The sequence below is a fragment of the Lentzea sp. NPDC036949 genome (assembly GCF_055608075.1).
This window is the reverse complement of record NZ_JBVJRA010000005.1, coordinates 61,261-84,095: the sequence shown is the minus strand read 5'-3', so window position 1 is coordinate 84,095 and position 22,835 is coordinate 61,261. Positions and strand designations below refer to the sequence as shown.

Sequence of the window (22,835 nt, the reverse complement as noted above, 5' to 3'; positions counted from 1 at the left end):
CATCTGCAAGTACCACCAACCACCCTGCTGGTGGTACTTGCAGACGCCCGGAAGGTCAGCGCGGACCGGTCGACGGCCAGCCGGGGCCGCGGCCACGACGGCGCAGGTAGCGCTCGAACTCGGCCGCGATGTCGTCACCGGAGGCCTCGGTGATCTGCATGGCCGCGTCGCCGCGCTCCTCCAGCGCACGCACGTAGTTGCGCACGTCCTCGTCCTCGTCGGCCATCTCGGAGACGGTCCGCTCCCACTCCTCCGCCTGTTCGGGCAGCGCGCCGAGCGGGACCTCGATGTCGAGGACCTCCTCCACCCGGTGCAGCAGCGCGAGCGTGGCCTTGGGGGAGGGCGGCTGCGACACGTAGTGCGGCACGGCGGCCCAGAACGAGATGGCCGGGATGCCGGCCCGCACGCACGCGTCCTGGAACACGCCGACGATGCCGGTCGGGCCCTCGTACTTCGAGTGCTCCAGGCCGAACTTCTCGGCGGCGTCCGCGTCGTAGGCGGTTCCGGTGACCGGGACGGGGCGGGTGTGCGGCGTGTCCATGAGCAGGGCGCCGAGCGTCACCACGGTCGTCACCCCGAGCACCTCGATGTGGCCGAGGAGCTCGTCCGCGAACTTGCGCCACCTCATGTTCGGCTCGATGCCGTGCACGAGGACCACGTCGACGGAGGAGCCGGGCGGCCGGCACACCGAGAGCCGCGTCGTCGGCCAGTCGACCCTTCGGGTGACACCGTCCACCATGCGGACCGTGGGCCGCGTCACCTGGAAGTCGTAGTAGTCGTCCGGGTCGATCTCGGCGAGCGGGGTGGCGTCCCAGGTGAGTTGCAGGTGCTCGACGGCGGTGCTCGCGGCATCGCCGGCGTCGTTCCACCCCTCGAAAGCGCAGACCATGATCGGGCTCGTGAGCGGTTCGCGCGGGTTCGCGGGGGTCGGGGAGTCCTGGGACGGATCGTTCACGGCGCCAGACTACGGCCTCCCCCAGCCAAGTCATCGTAGGCTTGGCCCATGCCTGATCGTGGATCCTCACCGTTCCTCGAAGCGCTGGTGAACCGGGTTGTGGTCGCCGACGGCGCCATGGGCACGATGCTCCAGGCCGCCGACCTCTCGCTCGACGACTTCTCCGGTCTCGAGGGCTGCAACGAGATCTTGAACGTCACCCGGCCGGACGTCGTGAAGGCCGTCCACCGCGGTTATCTCGAGGTCGGCGTGGACGCCGTCGAGACCAACACGTTCGGGGCGAACCTCGCGAACCTGGCCGAGTACGACATCGCCGATCAAATCCACCACCTGTCCGAACGCGGCGCGGCACTGGCCCGCGAGGTGGCCGACGAGTTCAGCACCCCCGACCGGCCGCGGTTCGTGCTCGGCTCGGTCGGCCCCGGCACCAAGCTGCCGACGCTGGGCCACGCCCCGTACGCCACGCTGCGCGACGCCTACGTGGAGCAGTGCCGCGGCCTGCTCGCCGGCGGCGTGGACGCGATCATCGTCGAGACCTCGCAGGACCTGCTGCAGACGAAGGCGTCGGTCGTCGGCGCCAAGCGCGCGATGACCGCGGAGGGCCGCACGGTCCCGATCATCGCCCAGGTCACCGTCGAGACGACCGGCACGATGCTGCTGGGCTCGGAGATCGGTGCCGCGCTGACCGCGCTGGAACCGCTCGGCATCGACCTGATCGGCCTCAACTGCGCGACCGGCCCCGCCGAGATGAGCGAGCACCTGCGCACGCTGGCCAAGCACGCCCGCATCCCGTTGTCGGTGATGCCGAACGCCGGCCTGCCCGAGCTCGGCCCGAACGGCGCCGTCTACCCGCTCTCCCCGGAGGAGCTGGCCCGTGCGCTGGCCGGGTTCGTCACCGAGTTCGGCACCCGGCTCGTGGGCGGCTGCTGCGGCACGACCGCGGAGCACCTGCGCCAGGTCGCCGCCGCCGTGCGCGACCTCGGCCCGCCCGCGCGCCGGCCGCGTCCCGAGCCCGGGGTGTCCTCCCTGTACCAGTCCGTCCCGTTCAAGCAGGACGCCTCGGTGCTGATGATCGGCGAGCGCACGAACGCCAACGGCTCCAAGGCGTTCCGGGAGGCGATGCTCGCCCAGAAGTGGGACGACTGCATCGAGATCGCGCGGGATCAGACCCGCGAGGGCGCGCACCTCATCGACCTGTGCGTCGACTACGTCGGCCGCGACGGCGAGGCGGACATGCGGGCGCTCGCGTCCCGGCTGGCCACCGCGTCGACGTTGCCGGTCGTGCTCGACTCCACCGAGCCGGACGTGCTGCGAGCGGGCCTGGAGTGCCTGGGCGGCCGGTGCGCGGTGAACTCGGTGAACTACGAGGACGGCGACGGGCCCGACTCGCGCTTCCAGAAGATCATGCGGCTGGTGTCCGAGCACGGTGCCGCGGTCGTGGCGCTGTGCATCGACGAGGAGGGCCAGGCGCGCACCAGGGACTGGAAGGTCCGCGTCGCCACCCGGTTGATCGAGGACCTGACGACGAACTGGGGCCTGCGCCGCTCCGACATCATCGTCGACTGCCTGACGTTCCCGATCTCCACCGGCCAGGAGGAGGTCCGCCGCGACGCGGTCGAGACGATCGAGGCGATCCGCGAGCTCAAGCGCCGCTACCCGGACGTGCAGACGACGCTGGGCCTGTCGAACGTCTCCTTCGGACTCAACCCGGCCGCGCGCCAGGTGCTGAACTCGGTGTTCCTGCACGAGTGCGTGCAGGCGGGCCTCGACACGGCGATCGTGCACGCGTCGAAGATCGTGCCGATGGCGCGCATCCCCGACGAGCAGCGCGCGGTGGCGCTGGACCTGGTCCACGACCGCCGCCGCGAGGGCTACGACCCGCTGCAGAAGCTGATGGAGCTGTTCGAGGGCGTCACCACCAAGTCGAACTCCGCGTCGCGCGCCGAGGAACTGGCCGCGCTGCCGTTGTTCGAACGGCTGGAGCGCCGGATCGTCGACGGCGAGCGCAACGGCCTGGAAGCGGACCTGGACCTCGCACTGGACGAGCGCCCGGCGTTGCAGATCATCAACGACACGCTGCTTGCGGGCATGAAGACCGTCGGCGAGCTGTTCGGCTCCGGCCAGATGCAGCTGCCGTTCGTGCTGCAGTCCGCCGAGGTCATGAAGACCGCCGTCGCGCACCTCGAACCGCACATGGAACGGTCCGACGACGGCGGCAAGGGCCGCATCGTGCTCGCCACGGTCAAGGGCGACGTGCACGACATCGGCAAGAACCTCGTCGACATCATCCTGTCCAACAACGGCTACGAGGTCGTGAACATCGGCATCAAGCAGCCGATCAACGCCATCCTGGAGGCCGCGCAGCAGCACCGCGCGGACGCGATCGGCATGTCCGGCCTGCTGGTCAAGTCGACCGTGGTCATGAAGGAGAACCTGGAGGAGATGAACTCCAGGGGCGTCGCGGCCCGCTGGCCGGTGCTGCTCGGCGGCGCCGCCCTGACCCGCGCCTACGTCGAGAACGACCTGACCGAGATGTACCTGGGCGACGTCCGCTACGCCCGCGACGCGTTCGAGGGCCTGCGCCTGATGGACGCGATCATGGCGGCGAAACGCGGAGAGACCCCTCTGGTCGACCCGGAGGCCCAGGCGAAGGCCGCCGAGCGCAAGGCCCGCCGCGAACGTGCGCTGCGCATCGCCGCGGCCCGCAAAGCCGCGCCAGGAGAGGAAGAAGCGGGAACCGGTCGTTCCGACGTGGCCACCGACAACCCGGTGCCGGTGCCGCCGTTCTGGGGCAGCCGCGTGGTGAAGGGCATTCCCGTCGCGGACTACAGCGCGCTGCTGGACGAGCGCGCGACGTTCATGGGCCAGTGGGGCCTCAAGGGCACGCGCGGCGGCGGCCCGACCTACGAGGAGCTCGTCGAGACCGAGGGCAGGCCACGGCTGCGGTACTGGATGGAACGCCTTGCGACAGAAGGTGTTCTTGCTCACGCCGCGGTCGTCTACGGCTACTTCCCGTGCGTGTCCGAGGGCAACGACCTGGTCATCCTGACCGAGCCCTCCCCGGACGCGCCGGAGCGCTTCCGGTTCCGCTTTCCGCGCCAGAAGAGGGATCGGCGCCTCTGCCTGGCCGACTTCTGGCGCGCCCGCTCGTCGGGTGAGGTCGACGTCATCGCGTTCCACCTCGTGACGATGGGCCAGCCGATCGCCGACTACGCCAACGAGCTGTTCGGCAAGAACGCGTATCGTGAGTACCTGGAGGTCCACGGACTGGGGGTCCAGCTCACCGAAGCGCTGGCCGAGTACTGGCACAAGCGCGTGCGCGAGGAGCTCGTGTGGCCGGCGGGCGGGTCAGTGGCCCAGGAAGACCCCGCCGCCGTCGAGGAGTACTTCAAGCTCGGCTACCGCGGCGCGCGGTACTCGTTCGGCTACGGCGCCTGCCCCGAGATGGAAGACCGCCGGCGCGTCGTCGACCTGCTCGACCCGGCCCGCATCGGCGTCACGCTGTCCGAGGAACTCCAGCTCCACCCGGAACAGTCCACCGACGCCTTCGTGGCGCACCACCCGGAGGCGAAGTACTTCAATGTCTGACCCGCAAGCTGTCCTGTGGGACATGGACGGCACGCTGCTGGACTCCGAGAAGCTGTGGGACATCCCGCTCTACGAGTACGCCGAGAAGCTCGGCGGGATCCTGTCGCTGGAGACCCGCGAACGCATGGTCGGCAGCAACGTCCCCACGACGATGCGCCTGCTGTTCGCCGACGTCGGCATCGAACCGACCGACGCCGACATGGCCGACGGCGCCGCGTGGATCTCCCGCCGCACCGAGGAGGTCTTCCGCACCGGTCTGCCGTGGCGTCCGGGCGCTGCCGAGGCGCTGCGCGCGGTGCGGTCGTCCGGCGTGCCGATGGCGCTGGTGACCTCCACCGAACGGTCGCTGACCGAGGTCGCGCTCGACACCATCGGCCGCGACCTGTTCGACGTGACGGTGTGCGGCGACGAGGTGGACGGTCTGAACAAGCCGCTGCCGGAGCCGTACCTGAAGGCGGCGCGGTTGCTCGGCGTGGACGCGGCCGGGTGCGTGGCGGTCGAGGACTCGCCGACCGGTGTCGCCTCTGCGGTGGCGGCCGGGTGCACCGTGCTGGTCGTGCCGTGTGACGTCGAGGTGCCGGCGGGGGAGCGGCGGGTGTTCCGCGACTCCCTCGTCGGCGTCGACCTCGAAGTGCTGCGCGCTCTTTAGAGAGCCGCGACGGGTGCCTTCGCCCGGCGTGTCGCCGGATCGACCAGCAGGCCGAACACCACGCCGAGACCGATGTGGAGCGTGGCCAGCTGGGCGAGCGAGCTGAGGCGGAACTGCCACAGCACGGCCACCGGCATGTCCGCCGGGATCGTGTCCGGCGGCGCGGGGAACGCCACCAGCACCACCGCCACCGCCGCCACGACCGCGAGCAGCACCGCGGTCACGCGGACCGGGTGCGGCTGCGCGGCCAGTGCCGAGGCGAGCCAGCTCGCTCCCCAGACGATCGCCAGACCGGCCACCACCACGCCCAGGTACAGCGCGGTGCGGTAGTTCACCGTGTCCGGGTCGCCCACCGCGGGCGGGTTCGCCGGGTACTTCAGCCACGGCAGCAGCGCCACCGCACCGAACACGGCGACTCCGAACGCGGTGCTGCGGGTGAACGGCGTGCGGTCGGCGAACCAGCGCTTCGACAGCGCGTAGGCCGTGGCGAACACCAGGCCGACGGCGATGCCGACGATCACCACGCCGAGCATGCCGCCCGCGATCTGGACGCCGCGGCTGACCAGCCCCTCCTCGCCGTGCGAGTGGGAGTGGCCGTCACCGGCGGGGGCGCGGGCCTCCTCGACGGCCAGTGCGGCGCGGATGGGGATCTCGGTGACCAGGAGCTGCACGAGCGCGGAGGCGGTACCGGCGATGGCGCCGGCCGCGAGTCCGCGCAGTGCGATCGACCTGTACGTGGTCGTCATCTGCGTGATCAGCGGATCAGTGGCAGGGAACGCCGAGGGCGTGGCGGCCGTCGTGGAAGAACTCGTGCAGCAGCTCCGAGCTCGCACCGAGAGCGAGGCCGTTCTCCTGCAGGACCAGGTAGGTGACGATCAGGCCGAGCAGTGAGACGGCGAAGGCCCACTTGGGCACGCGGACGGCGGACAGGCTTGCTGCAGGGCTCGTCATGACGGGCTCCTCCATACCTCGTGGAAGGTGAAACTCCTTACGGCGCCGCAGCCGGTCTCCTGACTCCCGGATCAACGCTGCCCCCGCGTCTTCCCAGCCCCTCGCGGGACCAGTGACGTGCTCGGCGGGGATCGCTTCCCGGTCACAGTGGCGAGGACCGCGCCGGATTTCCACCGGCTTCCCGTCACTGCGGCGCGTGCACCGTAAGGTGAACGGCGGTTCACGCACAACCGGCCATAAGAGTTGTCGTCTTCATCACTTCACAAGAGGGCAGTCCCCGCACTTCCCACCTGCGGCAACGCGGTAGTAAAGGCAGCACGACCGGCGCAGGAACGCGACCTCGCCGGGCAGGGTGACGAATTCCCCGGCACCTTCGAACGGTGGCGCTGCCATGAGCCGGTTGCCGCGTTCCTCCGCTTCCTCCGCACTCAGCGCACCCGCTCGCACCACCATTTTCAGCGCGCCCGCGATGTTCGACATCGCGTTGCCCCACAGCAGACCGCGTGCCACGGGCACGACCGCGTGGACCGCCTCCACGACCGGTGCGAGCGCCTCCGCCGGGCGCGGGCCGAGCCGCGGGGTGTCGATGCGGACGCTCAGGCCGTTGCGGCGGTGGTGCTGCCACCACAGGTTCTCCGGGCGCACGTCGATCGGCAGGTCCGTCGCGGTGAGCGGGCTGAGCAGCCGCGCGGTGTAGCTGAGGAAGAACAGGCTGGCGGCGACGCGGGGCTCGGCGGCGTTGTAGCGGGCCGCGATCGCGTCGATGGTCTCCCTGAGGGCGGGGCCTTCGAGCAGTGCCGTCCCCGGCAGCCACGAGTCGTCCGGACGGCCCACGTCCAGCGCGAAGAACGGGTTGATGCCGCGCACCTGGCGCAGCGCTGCGAGGACTTCGGCGAACTCCGACACAGATTCACGCTACTGGGTGTCCATGCAGGACAGATCACGTCCACGGGCTGGAACAGAGGTGACCGCGGTGTGGACCACCCGTCCGGAGGTGGGAGGATGTGCCCCCGTGAAGACCTTCGACTCGCTGTTCGCCGAACTGACCGAACGAGCCCGCACCAAGCCGGAGGGTTCCGGCACCGTGGCTGCGCTTGAGGCCGGCGTCCATGCGCAGGGCAAGAAGGTCCTGGAGGAAGCGGGCGAGGTCTGGATCGCCGCCGAGTACGAGTCCGACGAGAAGCTCGCGGAAGAGATCTCGCAGCTGCTGTACCGCCTCCAGGTGATCATGCTGGGCCGCGGCCTGACCCTCGACGACGTCTACAAGTACCTCTGACGGAGAGCTGACCGATGCTGCGCGTAGCAGTCCCGAACAAGGGCGCGCTCGCCGAACGCGCCTCCGCGATGCTGACCGAGGCCGGTTACCGGCAGCGGCACGAGCCGCGCGACCTGACCGTGCTCGACCCGAACAACGAGGTCGAGTTCTTCTTCTTGCGCCCCAAGGACATCGCGATCTACGTGGCGTCCGGTGACCTCGACCTGGGCATCACCGGCCGCGACCTGGCCGCCGACTCGGGTGCCGACGACAACGGTTCCTCCGTCGAGGAGCTGCTGGCGCTGGGCTTCGGCGGGTCCACCTTCCGCTACGCGGGCCCGCGGGGCACCGACTGGACGGTCGAGGACCTGGAGGGCAAGCGGCTCGCCACCGCCTACCCGAAGCTGGTCGGCCGCGACCTCAAACGCCGCGGCATCAACGCCACGGTGATCCGCCTCGACGGCGCGGTCGAGATCTCCATCCAGCTCGGCGTGGCCGACCTGATCGCCGACGTCGTGGGCTCCGGCCGCACGCTGCGTCAGCACGACCTGGTGGCGTTCGGCGAGCCGATCTGCGAGTCGGAGGCGGTCCTCGTGCACCGCGCGGGCTCGGAGCTGTCGCCGGCCAAGAAGCAGCTGCAGGCCCGCCTGCAGGGCGTCGTGTTCGCCCAGCAGTACCTGATGCTGGACTACGACTGCCCGCGCACGCTGCTGGACGAGGCGATCAGCCTCACGCCGGGCCTGGAGTCGCCGACGGTCGCGCCGCTGGCCGACGAGAACTGGGTCGCGGTGCGGGCGATGGTCCGCCGCCGCGACGCGAACCGGGTCATGGACGAGCTGGCCGCGATCGGCGCCAAGGCGATCCTGGCCTCGGACATCCGGTTCTGCCGCCTGTGATCCTGGAGCACGCCGTGCTGGACGTCCTGCCCGGACGTGCGGCGGAGTTCGAGGAGGTCTTCGGCGAGGCGCGGGAGCTGATCTCCGCCTCGCCGGGCTTCCTCGGCCTGCGGCTGTCGCGGTGCCTGGAGGACCCGAACCGGTACCTGCTGCTGGTGCAGTGGGAGTCGGTCGAGGCGCACACGGTCGGGTTCCGCCAGGGCCCGTCCTACGCCCGGTGGTCGGAGCTGCTGCACCGGTTCTACTCACCGTTCCCGGTGGTCCAGCACTTCGAGGACCTCGGCGTCTGAGGTCTGCTCGAAGCGGTCGTACCACCGGCTCACCGCACCGAGGTGCCGCGGCAGGAGCACCGCCACCACGGGCGTGCTGAACGTGCGCACCGACTGCCTCGCGGCGACCGGCACGGCCAGCACCAGGCGGTTCGGCCCTCGTCGCTCCAGCCAGCGCAGGGCGGCCCGCGCGGTGACACCGGTGGCCAGCCCGTCGTCGACCACGACCACGTCCCGCCCCTCGACCACGAGCGGCGGCCGGTCCCGCCGGTACAGCGCGGTCCTGCGCGCGGCCTCGGCCCGTTCGCGGTCGCAGCCCGCGGCCAGCTGCTCCTCGGTGAGCCCGAGCGCTCTGAGCACCGCGGCGTCGTAGATCGGCGCGCTGTCCACCGCGACCGCGCCGACCCCGTACTCGGGGTGCCCCGGCGCGCCGATCTTGCGCGCCACCACCACGTCCAGCTCGGCCCCGAGGACGTCCGCGACCTCCGCCGCCACCGGCACACCGCCGCGCGGCAGCCCCAGCACGAGCGGGTCGTGCCAGGTGTGCTCCGCAAGCTGCGCGGCCAGGGCGCGGCCCGCCTCCCGCCGGTTCGCGAACCTCTTCACAGTCCCGCCGACGCTACGCCTCGTCCCCGTTCCCGCGGCACGCACGAACGGCGTAAAGCCGCTGGCAGCTACTTCACCCGGTGCAACGGCGCGGTGTGTTGGGACGACTTCTGAGCGCCTTCTGGTCTGCGCCACCTGGGAAAGGCGGCCGCACTCGTCCTGGTCGCGCTCGTGCCGGCCCTCACCAGTGAGACGCAGACCCGCGCACTGGGCATCGAGAGCAACGTCCTCGGGATGTCCACTACGGACTGCACACCGGATCAGCGTTCGCGCACGAACAGGGCCTGCGCTGTCGCCCCCACCGGCCCTTCAACGTCGTGCACGGTGCTCGTCGCCACCCCGACGCCGTCCGGCCCGATCGTGGTGCGCGCGTCCAGGCCGACCCACTCGCCGACGGGGCGGCGGTGCAGGTGCACGGTCAGGTCGGTGTTGATGGCGTACCACTTGCGGATGTTCACGCGGGACGAGACACCGCTGGAGGAGTCGACGACGGCGAACAGCCGTTCCAGCGGGGTGATGGGGGAGCCCTCGACCACGTCGACCAGGGGGCGGGCCCACACCAGGGCGTCGCCGGGGGTGAAGATGCCGCCGGACAGGGAGAGCCACTCGACGGCGGAGAGGTAGCCGCCGCCCCAGTGCTCGGGGACCTCCATCGGCACCGCTGCCGACGGCGGGGGCAGGGGGACGCCGGAACCGCCGGCCACCGGGGTGGTGTCGGAGGTCGAGATGCGCCAGGCGCGGGCGACGAGGGCCGCGCGGCCGTTGTGGGACAGGGTGGCGGAGGCCAGCTCCACGGAGCGGCCGGGCCGCTCGACCGCCGTGGTGACGGTGAGGTCGGCCACCGGGACCGGGCCGAGGACCTCGAACGTCACGCGGGCCAGCAGCCGGTCGGTGTCCGACAGGGACCGCACGAGCAGTGCGGAGGGCGGGCCGAGGTGCTGGCTGTCCGGGTCCCACGGGCCGACCGTGTGCGGGGTCGAGCGGTAGGTGTGCTCGTCCAGCGGGAGGTAGAAGGCGGGCATCAGTCGCGGTCCTGGAGGGGTTCGGTGTCGTCGGGCTCCGGCCAGCCGGGGTAGGGCGGCGGGGTGCCGTCGAACGCGGGGCAGAACGCCTTGTGGTCGCAGTAGTCGCACAGGCGGCTCGGCGACGGGCGGAAGTCGCCGGTCGGCGCGGCGCGCATGATGGCCTGCCAGATGGCTTCCAGCGTGCGTTCGAAGCGGGCCAGCTCCGACTCGTCCGGCGTGTAGGCCAGGGCCTGGCGGTCGGCGAGGTACATCAGGCGCAGCTGGCGGGGGACCACACCGCGCAACCGCCACAGCACCAGGGCGTAGAACTTCATCTGGAACAACGCCTTGGCCTCGCCGATCTCGCGCGGCGCTGCGCCGGTCTTGTAGTCCACCACCCGGATCTCGCCCGTCGGCGCCACGTCCACCCGGTCGATGTACCCGCGCAGCAGCACGCCGGAGGGCAGCTCGGACTCGACCAGCAGCTCGCGCGACTCCGGCTCCAGGCGGCGCGGGTCCTCCAGGCCGAAGTAGCCGTCCAGCAGCTTCGTGGCCGACGCCAGCCACTCCACCTCCTCCTCACCACCGGGGACCTCGAAGAGCGTGGCGAACTCGGGCCGCTCGGCCTTCACCCGGTCCCACGCCGGCGCGATCATCGACCGCGCGCGGTCGGGCACCCGCTCGGCGGCGGGCAGTGCGAACAGGTCCTCCAGCACCGCGTGCACGACCGTGCCGCGCACCTGCGCCTTGGTCGGCCGCTCCGGCAGGCGGTCGACCGCGCGGAAGCGGTAGAGCAGCGGGCACTGCTTGAAGTCCCCTGCCCGCGACGGCGACAACGCGGGCCTGCGCAACGTGGTGCTCATGGTCCTGACCCTAGGACAGGGGTCTGACAATTCCGGGCACCCCCTGGTCAGCCGCCCCCCGGCGCGGTACACCGCGAGATCACACCGCTGCCTCTACAGTGCACCCGTGGCCGCGCGGATCAGCGAGAAGGAGGGCGGCCTGCTGCTGTTCCGGGTGGCGGGCATCCCGGTGCTGCTCGCGCCGTCGTGGTGGGTCGGCTCGGCGATCGTGGTGGCGTTCTACGCGCCGCTCGTGGACGACCTCGCCCCCGGCACGCCCCCGGCGGTCGGGCTGCTGCTCGCCACGCTCTTCGCGATCTTCCTCGGCCTCAGCGTGCTCGCACACGAGCTGGGCCACTGCGTCGCGGCACTGCGACTGGGCCTGCCCGTCAGGAGGCTGCGGCTGTACCTGCTGGGCGGGTTGTCGGAGATCATGCGCAGCCCCGGCAAACCCGGTCACGAGGGCATTGTCGCGGGGGCGGGCCCGGCCGTGTCGGTCGTGCTGGCCGTGCTCTTCGGCATCGGCGCGTTCGTCATGGAGCCCAGCAACGTCATCTGGCTGCTGGTGGCCCAGATCGCCGCCGCCAACGTCGCGGTGGCCGTGTTCAACCTCCTGCCGGGGCTCCCGCTCGACGGCGGCCGGATCGTGCGGGCGGGCGTGTGGGCCGTGACCGGTCAGCGCGCGACGGGCACGCGGGTCGCCGTCGTCGGCGGTTTCGTCGTGGCGTTCGCGCTCGTCCTGTGGGCGGTCTACGGCATCGCGGAAGGCGCGGAGGACCGGTGGCTGCGCTTCGGAGTGTGCGCGCTCACGGCGTGGGTCGTCGTCGCCGGCGCACGCAGCGAGCTCGCCGGCGAACGGCGCCGCACCTGGCCAGCCGGCGTCACCCTCGACGACCTGATCCTGCCGGTGCTGCAGCTGCCGGCCGAGAGCCCGGTGGCGGACGCGCTGAGCACCAGCGCAGGGCGGGGCGTGGTGCTGGTGCGGGCCGACGGCGTCGCGGCCGGCCTGCTCGACGCGGAAGCCGCGCGCAAGCTGGCCGCCGCGAGCCCGTTCGCCCCCGCGGAGCAGGCGGCGGAGCCGATCCTGCCGGAGACGGTGCTGCTGGCCGACGAGCCCGGCGAGGAGATCGTGGAACGCGTCCAGGGCACCGCAGCGTGGCAGTTCCTCGTCGTCGACCTGGAGGGCCGCCCGGCCGGTGTGCTGCGCAGGGAGGACCTGCGTGCGGCCATTGAGAAGGGCGTTTGACACCATTGCGCGGTGATTAGCGCAAGTGGACCGTTCCAGCCGGGTGACCGGGTTCAGCTGACCGACCCCAAGGGGCGGCACTACACGGTCGTCCTCGAACCCGGCAAGGAGTACCACACCCACCGCGGCGCCATCCCGCACGACCTGCTCATCGGGCAGCCGGAGGGGTCGGTCGTGCAGTCCGTGGGCGGCACGAACTTCCTGGCGCTGCGCCCGCTGCTGCCGGACTACGTGCTGTCGATGCCGCGCGGGGCGCAGGTCATCTACCCGAAGGACGCCGCGCAGATCTGCATGTACGGCGACATCTTCCCGGGCGCGCGCGTGCTGGAGGCGGGCGCGGGTTCCGGCGCGCTGTCGTGCTCGCTGCTGCGCGCGGTGGGGGAGAAGGGCAGCGTCCAGTCCTACGAGGTGCGCGACGACCACGCGGTCCACGCCATCCGCAACGTGGAGACGTTCTTCGGCGAACGGCCCGGCAACTGGTCGATCACCGTTGACGACGTGAAGAACCACGAGGGTGAGGTCGACCGGGTCATCCTCGACATGCTGTCGCCGTGGGAGGTCCTGCCCACGATCGCGAAGAACCTCATCCCGGGCGGTGTCCTGGTCGTCTACGTGGCGACGACGACGCAGCTGTCCGTGATCACCGAGGCGCTGCGCGAGATGACGTGCTGGACCGAGCCGCACGCGTGGGAGACGCTCGTGCGGCCGTGGCACGTCGTGGGCCTTGCCGTGCGCCCCGAGCACCGGATGATCGCGCACACCGCGTTCCTGCTGACCACCCGCCGGCTCGCGGAGGGCGTGACCGCGCCGAAGCCGCAGCGCCGCCCCAGCAAGGGCTGAGAACAGCGGAAAGGGGGTCCCTCCGGCCGGAGGGACCCCCTTTCGCTCACGACGTCACTTGGTCGGCGCCGTGGGGAGCTTCAGGTCCTTGACGAGCTGGCAGTACTTCCACTTGCCAGACTCCTTCTTGAACGTGTAGTCGATGTCCAGGTCCTGCGTCTGGCCGCTGTACGACGAGACGCTGTTGATCTTCACCTTCGCGGTGTCGCCGGACACGTCGGCGCCCTTGTAGGTGAGCTTGGGCACCGGCAGCTTCTTGAGCTCCTCCGCGAGCTTCTTCTGCTCCTCGGTGAGGTTCTTCTCCAGCGCCGCCGCCTCGTCGAGCACCGCCTTGCAGGTCAAGGACTTGGCCTTGCTCTCGTTGCGGGTGCTGGCCGCGGCGATGTACTCCTCGGCGACCTTCTTGACGTCGGCGTCGTCGTCACCGGACTTGCCGTCGCTGCTGCCGGGTTCGGACGTGCTGCTGGCGTTGTTGTCCGAGTCGTTGCCGGAGAGCAGGACGGCGGCCGTGATGCCACCGCCGAGCACGACGACGACCGCGGCGACCACGCCGATGATCAGGCCGGTCTTGCTCTTCTTGGGCGGCGGGCCGCCGTAGCCGGGGCCACCGAAACCGGGCTGGGGCTGCTGCCCGTACGGGCCGGGCTGCTGGCCGTAGGGGCTCTGCTGGAAACCGCCGCTGGGCGGGCCGAACGGGTCCTGCTGCGGCTGGCCGTAACCGGGCTGCGGCGCGCCGTAGCCCGGCTGAGGGGGCTGCTGGCCGTAGCCGGGCTGGGGCTGGCCGTATCCGGGCTGCGGCTGCTGGCCGTAACCCGGCTGCTGCGGCGGCTGCTGCCCGTACGGACCACCGGGCTGCGGCTGCTGCCCGTGCGGACCGGGCTGCTGCGGCGGGTAGGTCATCGGAAACTCCCCCGAACTGGATGATGTGGTGCTGAGGTGGAAATCTGGGTTCGACGCGTCAGCCGGTGGAGCGGCTTTCCTCCACCGCGGACCCGCCGCACACGAGCCAGCCGGAGTCCTTCTTCTGCAGCGTCATGCCGTACAGGATGAAGCCCTTCTCACCCTCGGCGTTCACCAGGTCGTCCATGCGCAGGTCGAAGGTACCCGTCTCACCCGACACGGCCACCTCGCCGACGGTCACCCCGGGCGCGGTCTGAGCGGGTTGCCTCGCGCCCTCGCCCTCCTTGAGGAAGCCGGGACAGGCCACGTCGGCGAACCGGTCCGTCGTCATGGAGCCCTGCCACCCGCTGTTGCGACGGGGTGACGCGGAGGTCCTGGCTGATAACGATTGCGGCACTCCGGCGGGAATCGAGTGCGATGCACTGCGCTGTCGGGTGGTGCGCCGGTTGCGCCGGCAAGACCACCCGGTTGGCCGCAGGCCCGCTGAACGCACCGGAGCCCTGCTCGAGCGGGGTCCTCCGACGAACGGGAACGAGGTGGGTAGCGGTGCGTGACCGCCGAACGGGGCACGTCGTGGTCCACCTGGTGGGATCGCGACACGTTCGTGCTCGTCGCCGAACTGTGAACCGTACCAAGCGTGCCTGCGAATGTCTGAGGGTGGTCGCGCATCGTGGGGATGGGGCAGCCGAGTCGGTGTCCCGATCATCCCCCCGTCGGACTTCTCGCAGGTCGGCGGGCGTGTCGCGACACGAAAGGCCGGTGCTGGTTTTCGGGACGCACGGTAGCGGGAAGCCGGGCGAACCGGGCACCGGGATGGAGCAGTTGACCTCTGTTGGAGGCGGGACCGTTGCGTCACACGAGCGAAGATGATGTTGTGAGTACCCCATTTTGTCGGTGATCGCCGGTACCGTAATCGGTACGTACACGGGAGGAGGGTGCCGACATGCAGCACGGTCATCCCGGCAGCCAACCCGATGAGGGTGGCGAGCTGAACCATGGCAACAACTCTGCTGAGCTGAACGCGCAGATCAGGTTCCTCGAGGACGAGATCGCGTCGTTGCGCCGCAAGCTGACCGAGTCCCCCCGCCACGCGCGGCTGCTGGAGCAGCGGCTGGCGGAGGCGACCGAACGCGTCAGCCAACTGACCGAGCGAAACACGAAGCTCATAGACACCCTCCGCGAAGCACGAAGCCAACTGCTCGCGCTGCGTGAGGAGGTCGACCGGCTGGCGCAACCGCCCAGCGGGTACGGCGTCTTCATGGCGCGGTTCGACGACGGGACGGTGGACGTCTTCACGTCCGGCCGCCGGATGCGGGTCGCCGTGTCCCCGGCGGTCGAGCCGGAGAAGCTCTCCTTCGGCCAGTCGGTGCGCCTCAACGAGGCGCTCACGGTCGTCGAGGCCGGCGGGTTCGAGCGGTCGGGTGAGGTCTGCGCGCTGCGGGAGGTGCTCTCCGAGGACGGGGAGGACCAGATCGCACGGGCGCTGGTCGTGGGGCACGCGGACGAGGAGAGGGTGGTCTGGCTCGCCCAGCCGCTGCTCGACGCGCCGCTCAAGCCCGGCGACTCGCTGCTCGTCGACTCGAAGGCGGGCTTCGCCTACGAGCGGGTGCCCAAGGCCGAGGTCGAGGACCTCGTGCTCGAAGAGGTCCCGGACATCGACTACAGCGACATCGGCGGTCTGTCGCGGCAGATCGAGCAGATCCGCGACGCGGTGGAGCTGCCGTTCCTGCACGCCGACCTGTTCCGCGAGTACGAGCTGCGCCCGCCCAAGGGCGTGCTGCTCTACGGCCCTCCCGGCTGCGGCAAGACGCTCATCGCCAAGGCCGTCGCGAACTCGCTCGCCAAGAAGGTGCGCGAGATCCGCGGGGAGACCGACAAGCAGGCGAAGTCGTACTTCCTCAACATCAAGGGCCCGGAGCTCCTCAACAAGTTCGTCGGTGAGACCGAGCGGCACATCCGCCTGATCTTCCAGCGGGCTCGGGAGAAGGCCTCCGACGGCACCCCGGTGATCGTGTTCTTCGACGAGATGGACTCGATCTTCCGCACCCGCGGTTCCGGTGTGTCGTCCGACGTCGAGACGACGATCGTGCCCCAGCTCCTCGCCGAGATCGACGGCGTCGAGGGCCTGGAGAACGTCATCGTCATCGGCGCCTCCAACCGCGAGGACATGATCGACCCGGCGATCCTCCGCCCCGGCCGCCTCGACGTGAAGATCAAGATCGAGCGACCGGACGCCGAGGGCGCGAAGGACATCTTCAACAAGTACCTGACGCCGAACCTCCCGCTGCACGCCGACGACCTCGCCGAGTTCGGCGGGGACCCGAAGGCCTGCATCGAGGGCATGGTGCAGCACACCGTGGAGCGCATGTACGAGGAGTCAGAGGACAACCGGTTCCTGGAGGTCACCTACGCCAACGGTGACAAGGAGGTCCTGTACTTCCGGGACTTCAACTCCGGCGCCATGATCCAGAACATCGTCGACAGGGCGAAGAAGGCGGCGATCAAGTCGCTGCTGGACACCAAGCAGCCCGGGCTCTCCGTCCGGCACCTGCAGGCCGCCATCCTCGACGAGTTCGCCGAGAACGAGGACCTGCCGAACACGACGAACCCGGACGACTGGGCGCGCATCTCGGGCAAGAAGGGCGAGCGGATCGTCTACATCCGCACGCTCGTCACCGGGAAGAACCAGGACGCCGGCCGCGCGATCGACACGGCCACGAACACCGGCACGTACCTGTAACACCGCTTCGAACCGAACCGCCCCGGTCGCTCCTCGCGACCGGGGCGTTTCCACGTGCCGGTACCCCCTCCCCGCTTGTCTGCTCAGGCATCTGCAAGTACCACCAACACATGATCGAATCGCCGTTGACCACCACCAACCTGTTCGCCGCCAGTCGAACCAGGCAGGGATCGCAGAGGTCAGCGGGCCAGGCCGGACTCGTAGGCCGCGATCACCAGCTGCGCGCGGTCCCGCGCGTGCAGCTTCGCCAGCAGGTTTCCGATGTGCGTCTTCACCGTGCCGGTGCTGACGTGCAGCTCGGCCATGATCTCCGCGTTCGACAGCCCGCGCGCGATCAGCCGCAGCACCTCCTTCTCGCGTTCGGTCAGCACCTCCAGCCCGCGCACCGGTGGCGCCGAGGGCCGCCGCACGAACTCGGAGATCAGCTGCCGGGTGACAGACGGCGACAGCAGCGCCTCGCCGGAGGCAACCACGCGGATCGCCGCCAGCAGTTCGGCCGGTGGTGTGTCCTTCAGCAGGAAACCCGAGGCACCGGCGCGCAGGGCGCCGAACACGTACTCGTCGAGGTCGAACGTGGTCAGCACCAGCACGCGCGGGCCGTCCAGCAGCCGCGTGGCCTCGATGCCGTCCATCTCCGGCATGCGGATGTCCATCAGCACCACGTCCGGTCGCAGGGACGCGGCCAGCGCCACGGCCTCGGCTCCGGTGCCGGCCTCGCCCACCGCGGTCAGGCCGGGTTCGTTGTCGACGAGCAGCCGGAAGCTCGCGCGCAGCAACGCTTGGTCGTCGACGATCAGCACGCTGGTCATCGGATCGGCAGCTCCGCGTGGACCCGGAACCCGCCACCCTCGCGTTGTCCCGCGCTGAACGTCCCGCCGTACACCGCCACGCGTTCCCTCATCCCGACCAACCCGTGCCCCGTCCCCAGCTCCCGCACCCCGGGACCGTCGTCGGTGACGTCGACCACCACGGCCTCCGCCGTGATCCGCACCAGCACCGTGCACGCCGCGGGTGCCGCGTGCTTCACCACGTTGGTCAGCGCCTCCTGCACGATCCGGTACGCCGACAGCGCGATCCCCTCCGGCACGACCGTCCCGCCCGTCACCTCCAGCGCGACGCGCACCCCGGCGAGCGACGCACGGTCGGCGAGGTCGGCCAGCCCGTCGAGGCCGGGGGAGGGCGCCAGGTCGGCGTCGGAGCGCAGCACGCCCAGCAGCCCCCGCATCTCGGTCAGGGCCGCACGGCTCGTCTCGGAGATGACCTGCAACGCGCTGTACGCGTGCTCGGGTGAACGCACGTGTGCGGCGTTGCCGGCCTGCACGGCGATCAGCGAGAGGTTGTGCGCCACCACGTCGTGCAGCTCGCGGGCGATGCGCAGGCGTTCGTCGGCGAGTGCCTGCTCGGCCTGCCGGGACGCCTCCCGCTCGATCATCGAACGCCGCAGGCGGGTGGTGTAGCCAATTGCCCACACCGCGCCCAGGGCGGCGAACGCGACCAGGACGTTCTCGGGTTCACCGCCGGAGACGACGGCGGTGGCGGTGATCGCCACCAGGAACGCGCCCAGCGACCAGACCCGGTCACGGTCGACCGCCATCGTGTAGAGGCAGAAGCAGACAGCGCCCAGCGGCGCGCCGAGCGCCGGGATCGGCAGCACCTGGCTGATGACCGAGAACACCATCGCCGCGGTGCTCACCGCCAGTGACAGCTCCGGCCACCACCGGCGCACGGCCACCGGAGCGGCGACCAGCCCGGCCACCGGTACCGCGACCCACGGCGACGGGTGCTGGTGCGGTTCGAGGATCGCGTAGGCGACGAGGACCCAGATCACCAGCGCGGCCGCCGCGTCGACCAGGTAGAGGTGCAGCTTCGCCATCACGGGACCGAAGGTAACGACCCGCGGGACCGCACGCCTCGGACCACGGTCCGATTCGGGAGATCGGAGCACGGTCCGATCCGGTGGAGCGCGCGACCGCCGACTCTTCTCCGCATGATCGAGGTGCGGAACCTGACGAAGAGATACGGCGGCACCACGGCGGTCGACGACCTGTCGTTCACCGTCCGGCCGGGACTGGTGACGGGCTTCCTCGGCCCGAACGGCGCCGGCAAGTCCACGGCCATGCGCATGGTCGTCGGCCTGGACCGGCCCACGAGGGGCGAGGCGCTGGTCTGCGGCAGGAGGTACGCGGAGCTGGACCGGCCGCTGCGGCACGTCGGCGTGCTGCTCGACCCGGCCGCGGTCCACCACGGCCGCAGGGCGCTCGACCACCTGCGCTGGATCGCCGCGAGCAACGGCATTCCCCACCGCCGCGCCGAGGAGCTGGTCGAGCAGGTCGGCCTGGGCGGCGTGCGGCACAGGCGGATCCGGGCGCTGTCGCTCGGCATGAAGCAACGGCTCGGCGTCGCGGCGGCGTTGCTGGGCGACCCGCAGGTCCTGATGTTCGACGAGCCGGTCAACGGCCTCGACCCCGAGGGCGTGCGGTGGATCCGCGAGCTCATGCGGTCGCTCGCGGAGCAGGGCCGCACGGTCTTCGTCTCCAGCCACCTGATGAGTGAGATGGCGCTGACCGCCGACCACGTCGTGATCGTCGCACGAGGACGGCTGGTGGCGGAGACACCGATGGAGGCGTTGACCCGCAACGGTTCGCTGGAGGACGCCTACCTCGACCTCACCTCCGGGAGGGGCCTGTGAGGAACGCGTTCGCCGCCGAGTGGATCAAGCTCCGGACGGTCAGGTCGTCGCACGGGCTGGTCATCGCGCTCGGTCTGGTGCTGGCCGCGGGGGCGGTGCTGTCGTGGCTGATCGTGCAGGACTACGACGCCTCGCCGGCCGCGGAACAGGCGAAGTTCGCCTCCGCCGACAGCAGCGTGGTGATCACGCCGGTCGCGCAGTTCCTGGTCGCCGCGCTCGGCGCCCTGGTCGCGACGTCCGACCCGCGGCTCACCGCGCTGACCGCCGTGCCGGACCGGAAGCGCCTGCTGGCCGCCAAGACCGCCCTCGTCGCCACCGCGGCCGTGGTCCTCGGCACCGCGGCGCTCGCGCTGAGCATCGGCAGCAGCCGGTTGTTCATGGGGGACCGGCCGCCGCCGATCGCGCCGTGGGAGGACCTCGGCGACGTGCTGCCGTGGGCGGGCGCGGCGGTGCTGTCGATCCTGGTCACGGGGCTGGTCGGCCTCGGTCTGGGACTCGCCGTGCGGTCCACGGCCGTCGCGGTCGTGGTCGTCGGCGTGCTGCTCTGGGGCATTCCCGCGATCACGCCGATGCTGCCGCCGCCGTGGAACGTCGACGCCTCGGCGGTGATGGTGCCGTACCTGGTGTGGGAGGTGGCGGGTGTCGTCGAGGACGCGCCGCTGAGTGCGCCGGCCGCCGTCGCAGTTTTGGTGCTTTACGCACTGGTGACTCTCGGTACCGGAACTGTGACTCTTCTGCGACAAGATGCTTGACGCACTCTTGGGGCGGCTTTAAGGTCATCTATACCTTTAATCGGTAAGGAAACTTACCTAACTAATCGCCGCCCGTCCGAGAGGAGACGCTGAATGGCTTGGCAGAAGTCTGTGGTGGCGCTCGCCGCGGCAGTCGTGCTCCCCCTGACCGGTGTGACGGCGGGCAGTTCGGCCGCCGCCGACGTTTCCGCCGCCGCGCTGCCCGCGGGCTCGCCCGCGGCGGTCAACGGCCAGCTGAAGGTGTGCGGCGTCAAGCTGTGCAACAAGAACGGCAAGCAGATCCAGTTGCGCGGCATGAGCACGCACGGCATCCAGTGGTACTCCCAGTGCGTCAAGACCGCGTCGCTGGACGCGCTCGCCAACGACTGGAAGGCCGACGTCCTCCGCATCTCGATGTACGTCCAGGAGGGCGGCTACGAGTCGAACCCCCGGAAGTTCACCGACCTGGTGCACGGCTACATCGAGGAGGCCACCAAGCGCGGCCTCTACGCGCTGGTCGACTGGCACCAGCTCTCGCCGGGCGACCCGAACCACAACACCGCGCGCGCCAAGACGTTCTTCAAGGAGATCGCCCAGCGCCACAAGGACAAGACGAACATCATCTACGACATCGCGAACGAGCCGAACGGCGTCACGTGGTCGCGGGTGAAGTCCTACGCGGAGGCCGTCATCCCGACGATCCGCGCGGAGGACCCGGACAGCCTCGTGCTCGTGGGCACGCACGGCTGGTCGACGTTCGGCCTGTCCGACGGCCGCGACGTCAACGAGGTCAGCCGCAACAAGGTCAACGCCTCGAACCTGATGTACACCTTCCACTTCTACGCGAAGGACCACCGCGACTCGTACCTTAACGCGTTGCGCACGGTCTCGAGCCAGGTGCCGGTCTTCGTCACCGAGTTCGGTTCGCAGGAGGCCTCCGGTGACGGTCCCAACGACTTCACCATGGCGAACAAGTTCATCGCGTTCATGAAGGAGGCCAAGATCTCCTGGACGAACTGGAACTTCTCCGACGACCACCGCACGGGCGCGGTGTTCAAGAGCGGCACGTGCTCGGGCAGCGGCTTCTCCGGCGAGGGGCCGCTGAAGGACTCCGGCAAGTGGGTGCGCAACCACCTCCGCACGGCCGACGACTTCTGATCGGCGGAGCTCGACCGACCCCGGCGGGTCAGGTGAACGGCGGTCCCCAGGGGCCGCCGTTCGCCGTGACAGGGGTCGTTTTACGGTAGTCGGCATGGCACAGCTGGCACTCGGTCTCGCGTCCCTCGGTCGTCCCGCCTACATCAACATCGGTCGTGAGGACGCTCTGCCGCGGGTGCGGGACGTGGACGCCATGCGAGCGCAGTGCCACCTCGTGCTCGACGCGGCGTACGAGATCGGCATCAGGTGGGTCGACGCGGCCCGCTCCTACGGCCTGTCCGAGCAGTTCCTGAGCGAGTGGCTGCCCGGCCACGACGACGTGACCGTCTCCAGCAAGTGGGGCTACGCCTACACCGCGGACTGGCGGGCCGACGCCGAGGTGCACGAGGTCAAGGAGCACTCGCTCGCCCGCTTCTCCCAGCAGTGGCAGGAGACCCGCGCGCTGCTGTCGCGTGTGGACCTCTACCAGGTGCACTCGCTGACCGCCGACAGCCCGTTGTTCGACGACCGGGCGTTGCAGGAGGCGATGGTCGCGACCGGTGTCCCGCTCGGGTTCTCCACGTCGGGACCGAACCAGGCCGAGGCCATCCGCAAAGCGCTCGACCTCGGCATCTTCACGTCCGTCCAGTCCACCTGGAACGTGCTGGAGACCTCGGCGGCGGCCGCTCTGGGCGAAGCGCACGCCGCCGGGCTCAAAGTCGTCATCAAGGAGGGCATGGCCAACGGCCGGCTCGCCGTGCAGGCACCCGGACCCGTTGTCGCGCAGGCGAAGGAGCTCGGCATCGGCACGGACGCCGTGGCGCTGGCCGCCGTCGCCCAGCAGCCGTGGGTGGACGTGGTGCTGTCCGGTGCGGCGAGCCCGGAGCAGCTGCGCTCCAACGCCAGGGCCATGTCCGTGGAGGTCGTGCTGCCCGACCTGTCCGAACCGGCCGAGCAGTACTGGGCGACCCGCTCAGCCCTCCCCTGGCACTAGCGTCCGCAGCCACTCCCGGCTGATCGCCCGCGCGTCGGGCACCAGCGGCCAGTCCGGGTCGTCGATCCTGCGGCGCAGCTCGCCGAGGTCCATCCACCCGCCCGACGCCACCTCCTCCGGCTGGTGGGTGAACGGCCCGTCGGTGCTCACCTCGTACACCCACGCGTGGTAGCGCGTCCGGTCGTCGACGTACCGGGTGCGGAAGAGCTCCTTCAGCGGCACGCCGGAGACGCCGAGCTCCTCGGCGAGCTCGCGTTCCGCGGCCGGGCCGGGCGCCTCGCCCGCGTCGATCACGCCGCCGGCCGAGCAGTCGTACAGGCCGGGGAAGATGTCCTTGGTGTCGGTGCGGCGGTGCACGTACACGCGGGAGCCGTCGAGCGAGCGGACGAAGATCAGGACGCAGCCGTGCCAGAGGTTCTCCGCCCGCATCCGCGCGCGGGAGACCTCCCCGACCGGGTTGGCGTCCTCGTCGTAGAGGGTGATCATCCCCGTGTCCTCCTGTGGTCGTACGCCAGCTTGCTACCGCAGTCCGACGCCCGCTGA

23 protein-coding genes, 1 pseudogene and 1 riboswitch are annotated in these 22,835 nt (G+C 70.5%); of the genes and pseudogenes, 12 read left to right on the top strand and 12 right to left on the bottom strand.

Annotated features, from left to right (window positions below):
- Positions 1-55: 55 nt before the first annotated feature.
- Entirely contained in the window at positions 56-889 is an 834-nt protein-coding gene (locus tag ACZ7CD_RS15890; protein WP_458434437.1) for a PAC2 family protein, read from the bottom strand.
- Between the two features lie 114 nt (positions 890-1,003).
- On the opposite strand from ACZ7CD_RS15890, the gene metH reads away from it, so the two are divergent.
- Both metH and ACZ7CD_RS15880 read left to right on the top strand, forming a co-directional pair.
- Positions 1,004-4,543 (top strand): methionine synthase, encoded by a 3,540-nt coding sequence (gene metH, locus ACZ7CD_RS15885; RefSeq protein WP_470373343.1) that lies wholly within the window; start codon positions 1,004-1,006, stop codon positions 4,541-4,543.
- Entirely contained in the window at positions 4,536-5,192 is a 657-nt protein-coding gene (locus tag ACZ7CD_RS15880) for an HAD family hydrolase (RefSeq protein WP_470373344.1), read from the top strand. The genes metH and ACZ7CD_RS15880 overlap by 8 nt, the downstream gene beginning before the upstream one ends.
- Here the strand turns inward: ACZ7CD_RS15880 and ACZ7CD_RS15875 are convergent.
- The 3 genes from ACZ7CD_RS15875 to ACZ7CD_RS15865 form a co-directional block, all read right to left on the bottom strand.
- Positions 5,189-5,938 (bottom strand): CbtA family protein, encoded by a 750-nt coding sequence (locus ACZ7CD_RS15875; RefSeq protein WP_470379137.1) that lies wholly within the window; start codon positions 5,936-5,938, stop codon positions 5,189-5,191. The two genes, ACZ7CD_RS15880 and ACZ7CD_RS15875, sit on opposite strands and share 4 nt — an antisense overlap.
- A gap of 16 nt (positions 5,939-5,954) precedes the next feature.
- Entirely contained in the window at positions 5,955-6,143 is a 189-nt protein-coding gene (locus tag ACZ7CD_RS15870) for a CbtB domain-containing protein (protein WP_089955709.1), read from the bottom strand.
- Between the two features lie 32 nt (positions 6,144-6,175).
- Positions 6,176-6,350, bottom strand: a riboswitch (cobalamin riboswitch).
- Between the two features lie 48 nt (positions 6,351-6,398).
- Positions 6,399-7,049 (bottom strand): (2Fe-2S)-binding protein, encoded by a 651-nt coding sequence (locus ACZ7CD_RS15865; protein WP_360387276.1) that lies wholly within the window; start codon positions 7,047-7,049, stop codon positions 6,399-6,401.
- A 106-nt stretch (positions 7,050-7,155) separates the two neighbouring features.
- On the opposite strand from ACZ7CD_RS15865, the gene ACZ7CD_RS15860 reads away from it, so the two are divergent.
- Genes ACZ7CD_RS15860 through ACZ7CD_RS15850 form a run of 3 tightly spaced genes read left to right on the top strand, consistent with a single transcriptional unit; the run spans position 7,156 to position 8,584 of the window.
- On the top strand, positions 7,156-7,419 hold the full coding sequence (locus tag ACZ7CD_RS15860) for a phosphoribosyl-ATP diphosphatase (RefSeq protein ID WP_065920430.1): 264 nt from the start codon (positions 7,156-7,158) through the stop codon (positions 7,417-7,419).
- Positions 7,420-7,433: 14 nt separating this feature from the next.
- The gene (hisG, locus tag ACZ7CD_RS15855) at positions 7,434-8,294 is read left to right on the top strand and encodes an ATP phosphoribosyltransferase (protein ID WP_360387278.1); all 861 of its coding nucleotides are present in this window, start codon (positions 7,434-7,436) and stop codon (positions 8,292-8,294) included.
- Positions 8,291-8,584: an antibiotic biosynthesis monooxygenase family protein gene (locus ACZ7CD_RS15850; RefSeq protein ID WP_360387281.1), complete on the top strand. Its 294-nt coding sequence runs from the start codon at positions 8,291-8,293 to the stop codon at positions 8,582-8,584. The genes hisG and ACZ7CD_RS15850 overlap by 4 nt, the downstream gene beginning before the upstream one ends.
- Here the strand turns inward: ACZ7CD_RS15850 and ACZ7CD_RS15845 are convergent.
- The 3 genes from ACZ7CD_RS15845 to ACZ7CD_RS15835 all read right to left on the bottom strand — a co-directional run bounded on the left by ACZ7CD_RS15845 (position 8,540) and on the right by ACZ7CD_RS15835 (position 11,036).
- A complete protein-coding gene (locus ACZ7CD_RS15845) occupies positions 8,540-9,169 on the bottom strand; it encodes a phosphoribosyltransferase (RefSeq protein WP_470379136.1) in 630 nt (209 codons plus the stop codon). The two genes, ACZ7CD_RS15850 and ACZ7CD_RS15845, sit on opposite strands and share 45 nt — an antisense overlap.
- Before the next feature lie 260 nt (positions 9,170-9,429).
- The gene (locus ACZ7CD_RS15840; RefSeq protein WP_470379135.1) at positions 9,430-10,191 is read right to left on the bottom strand and encodes a thioesterase family protein; all 762 of its coding nucleotides are present in this window, start codon (positions 10,189-10,191) and stop codon (positions 9,430-9,432) included.
- On the bottom strand, positions 10,191-11,036 hold the full coding sequence (locus tag ACZ7CD_RS15835) for a RecB family exonuclease (RefSeq protein WP_360387286.1): 846 nt from the start codon (positions 11,034-11,036) through the stop codon (positions 10,191-10,193). Before ACZ7CD_RS15835 ends, ACZ7CD_RS15840 begins: the two co-directional genes overlap by 1 nt.
- A gap of 106 nt (positions 11,037-11,142) precedes the next feature.
- Between ACZ7CD_RS15835 and ACZ7CD_RS15830 the strand changes: the two genes are divergently transcribed.
- Both ACZ7CD_RS15830 and ACZ7CD_RS15825 read left to right on the top strand, forming a co-directional pair.
- Positions 11,143-12,261 carry a site-2 protease family protein gene (locus ACZ7CD_RS15830; protein WP_360387289.1) on the top strand — a complete coding sequence of 373 codons (1,119 nt, stop codon included), beginning with the start codon at positions 11,143-11,145 and terminating at the stop codon, positions 12,259-12,261.
- A gap of 12 nt (positions 12,262-12,273) precedes the next feature.
- Positions 12,274-13,101 carry a tRNA (adenine-N1)-methyltransferase gene (locus ACZ7CD_RS15825; RefSeq protein WP_360387292.1) on the top strand — a complete coding sequence of 276 codons (828 nt, stop codon included), beginning with the start codon at positions 12,274-12,276 and terminating at the stop codon, positions 13,099-13,101.
- Between the two features lie 54 nt (positions 13,102-13,155).
- On the opposite strand, the gene ACZ7CD_RS15820 is transcribed toward ACZ7CD_RS15825, so the two are convergent.
- Positions 13,156-14,001, bottom strand: coding sequence for an Rv0361 family membrane protein (locus tag ACZ7CD_RS15820; protein ID WP_360387294.1), 846 nt, complete (start codon positions 13,999-14,001; stop codon positions 13,156-13,158).
- Positions 14,002-14,059: 58 nt separating this feature from the next.
- On the bottom strand, positions 14,060-14,332 hold the full coding sequence (locus tag ACZ7CD_RS15815) for a hypothetical protein (RefSeq protein WP_360387296.1): 273 nt from the start codon (positions 14,330-14,332) through the stop codon (positions 14,060-14,062).
- A 612-nt stretch (positions 14,333-14,944) separates the two neighbouring features.
- On the opposite strand from ACZ7CD_RS15815, the gene arc reads away from it, so the two are divergent.
- Positions 14,945-16,741, top strand: a complete 1,797-nt coding sequence (arc, locus tag ACZ7CD_RS15810; RefSeq protein WP_360387299.1) for a proteasome ATPase — start codon at positions 14,945-14,947, stop codon at positions 16,739-16,741.
- A gap of 179 nt (positions 16,742-16,920) precedes the next feature.
- Here arc and ACZ7CD_RS15805 read toward each other — a convergent pair whose 3' ends face one another.
- Positions 16,921-17,550 (bottom strand): response regulator transcription factor, encoded by a 630-nt coding sequence (locus tag ACZ7CD_RS15805; RefSeq protein WP_360387302.1) that lies wholly within the window; start codon positions 17,548-17,550, stop codon positions 16,921-16,923.
- Entirely contained in the window at positions 17,547-18,614 is a 1,068-nt protein-coding gene (locus tag ACZ7CD_RS15800; protein WP_360388356.1) for a sensor histidine kinase, read from the bottom strand. Before ACZ7CD_RS15800 ends, ACZ7CD_RS15805 begins: the two co-directional genes overlap by 4 nt.
- Before the next feature lie 114 nt (positions 18,615-18,728).
- On the opposite strand from ACZ7CD_RS15800, the pseudogene ACZ7CD_RS15795 reads away from it, so the two are divergent.
- The 4 genes and pseudogenes from ACZ7CD_RS15795 to ACZ7CD_RS15780 form a co-directional block, all read left to right on the top strand.
- Positions 18,729-19,373 (top strand): annotated as a pseudogene (locus ACZ7CD_RS15795) (ABC transporter ATP-binding protein); the annotation flags it as partial.
- 53 nt (positions 19,374-19,426) lie between these two features.
- The gene (locus ACZ7CD_RS15790) at positions 19,427-20,182 is read left to right on the top strand and encodes an ABC transporter permease (RefSeq protein WP_470373351.1); all 756 of its coding nucleotides are present in this window, start codon (positions 19,427-19,429) and stop codon (positions 20,180-20,182) included.
- 93 nt (positions 20,183-20,275) lie between these two features.
- Positions 20,276-21,319, top strand: a complete 1,044-nt coding sequence (locus tag ACZ7CD_RS15785; RefSeq protein ID WP_360387307.1) for a glycoside hydrolase family 5 protein — start codon at positions 20,276-20,278, stop codon at positions 21,317-21,319.
- A gap of 94 nt (positions 21,320-21,413) precedes the next feature.
- Positions 21,414-22,292: an aldo/keto reductase gene (locus ACZ7CD_RS15780; protein ID WP_360387309.1), complete on the top strand. Its 879-nt coding sequence runs from the start codon at positions 21,414-21,416 to the stop codon at positions 22,290-22,292.
- Here the strand turns inward: ACZ7CD_RS15780 and ACZ7CD_RS15775 are convergent.
- Positions 22,272-22,778 (bottom strand): NUDIX hydrolase, encoded by a 507-nt coding sequence (locus ACZ7CD_RS15775; protein WP_360387311.1) that lies wholly within the window; start codon positions 22,776-22,778, stop codon positions 22,272-22,274. The two genes, ACZ7CD_RS15780 and ACZ7CD_RS15775, sit on opposite strands and share 21 nt — an antisense overlap.
- Positions 22,779-22,835: the final 57 nt, after the last annotated feature.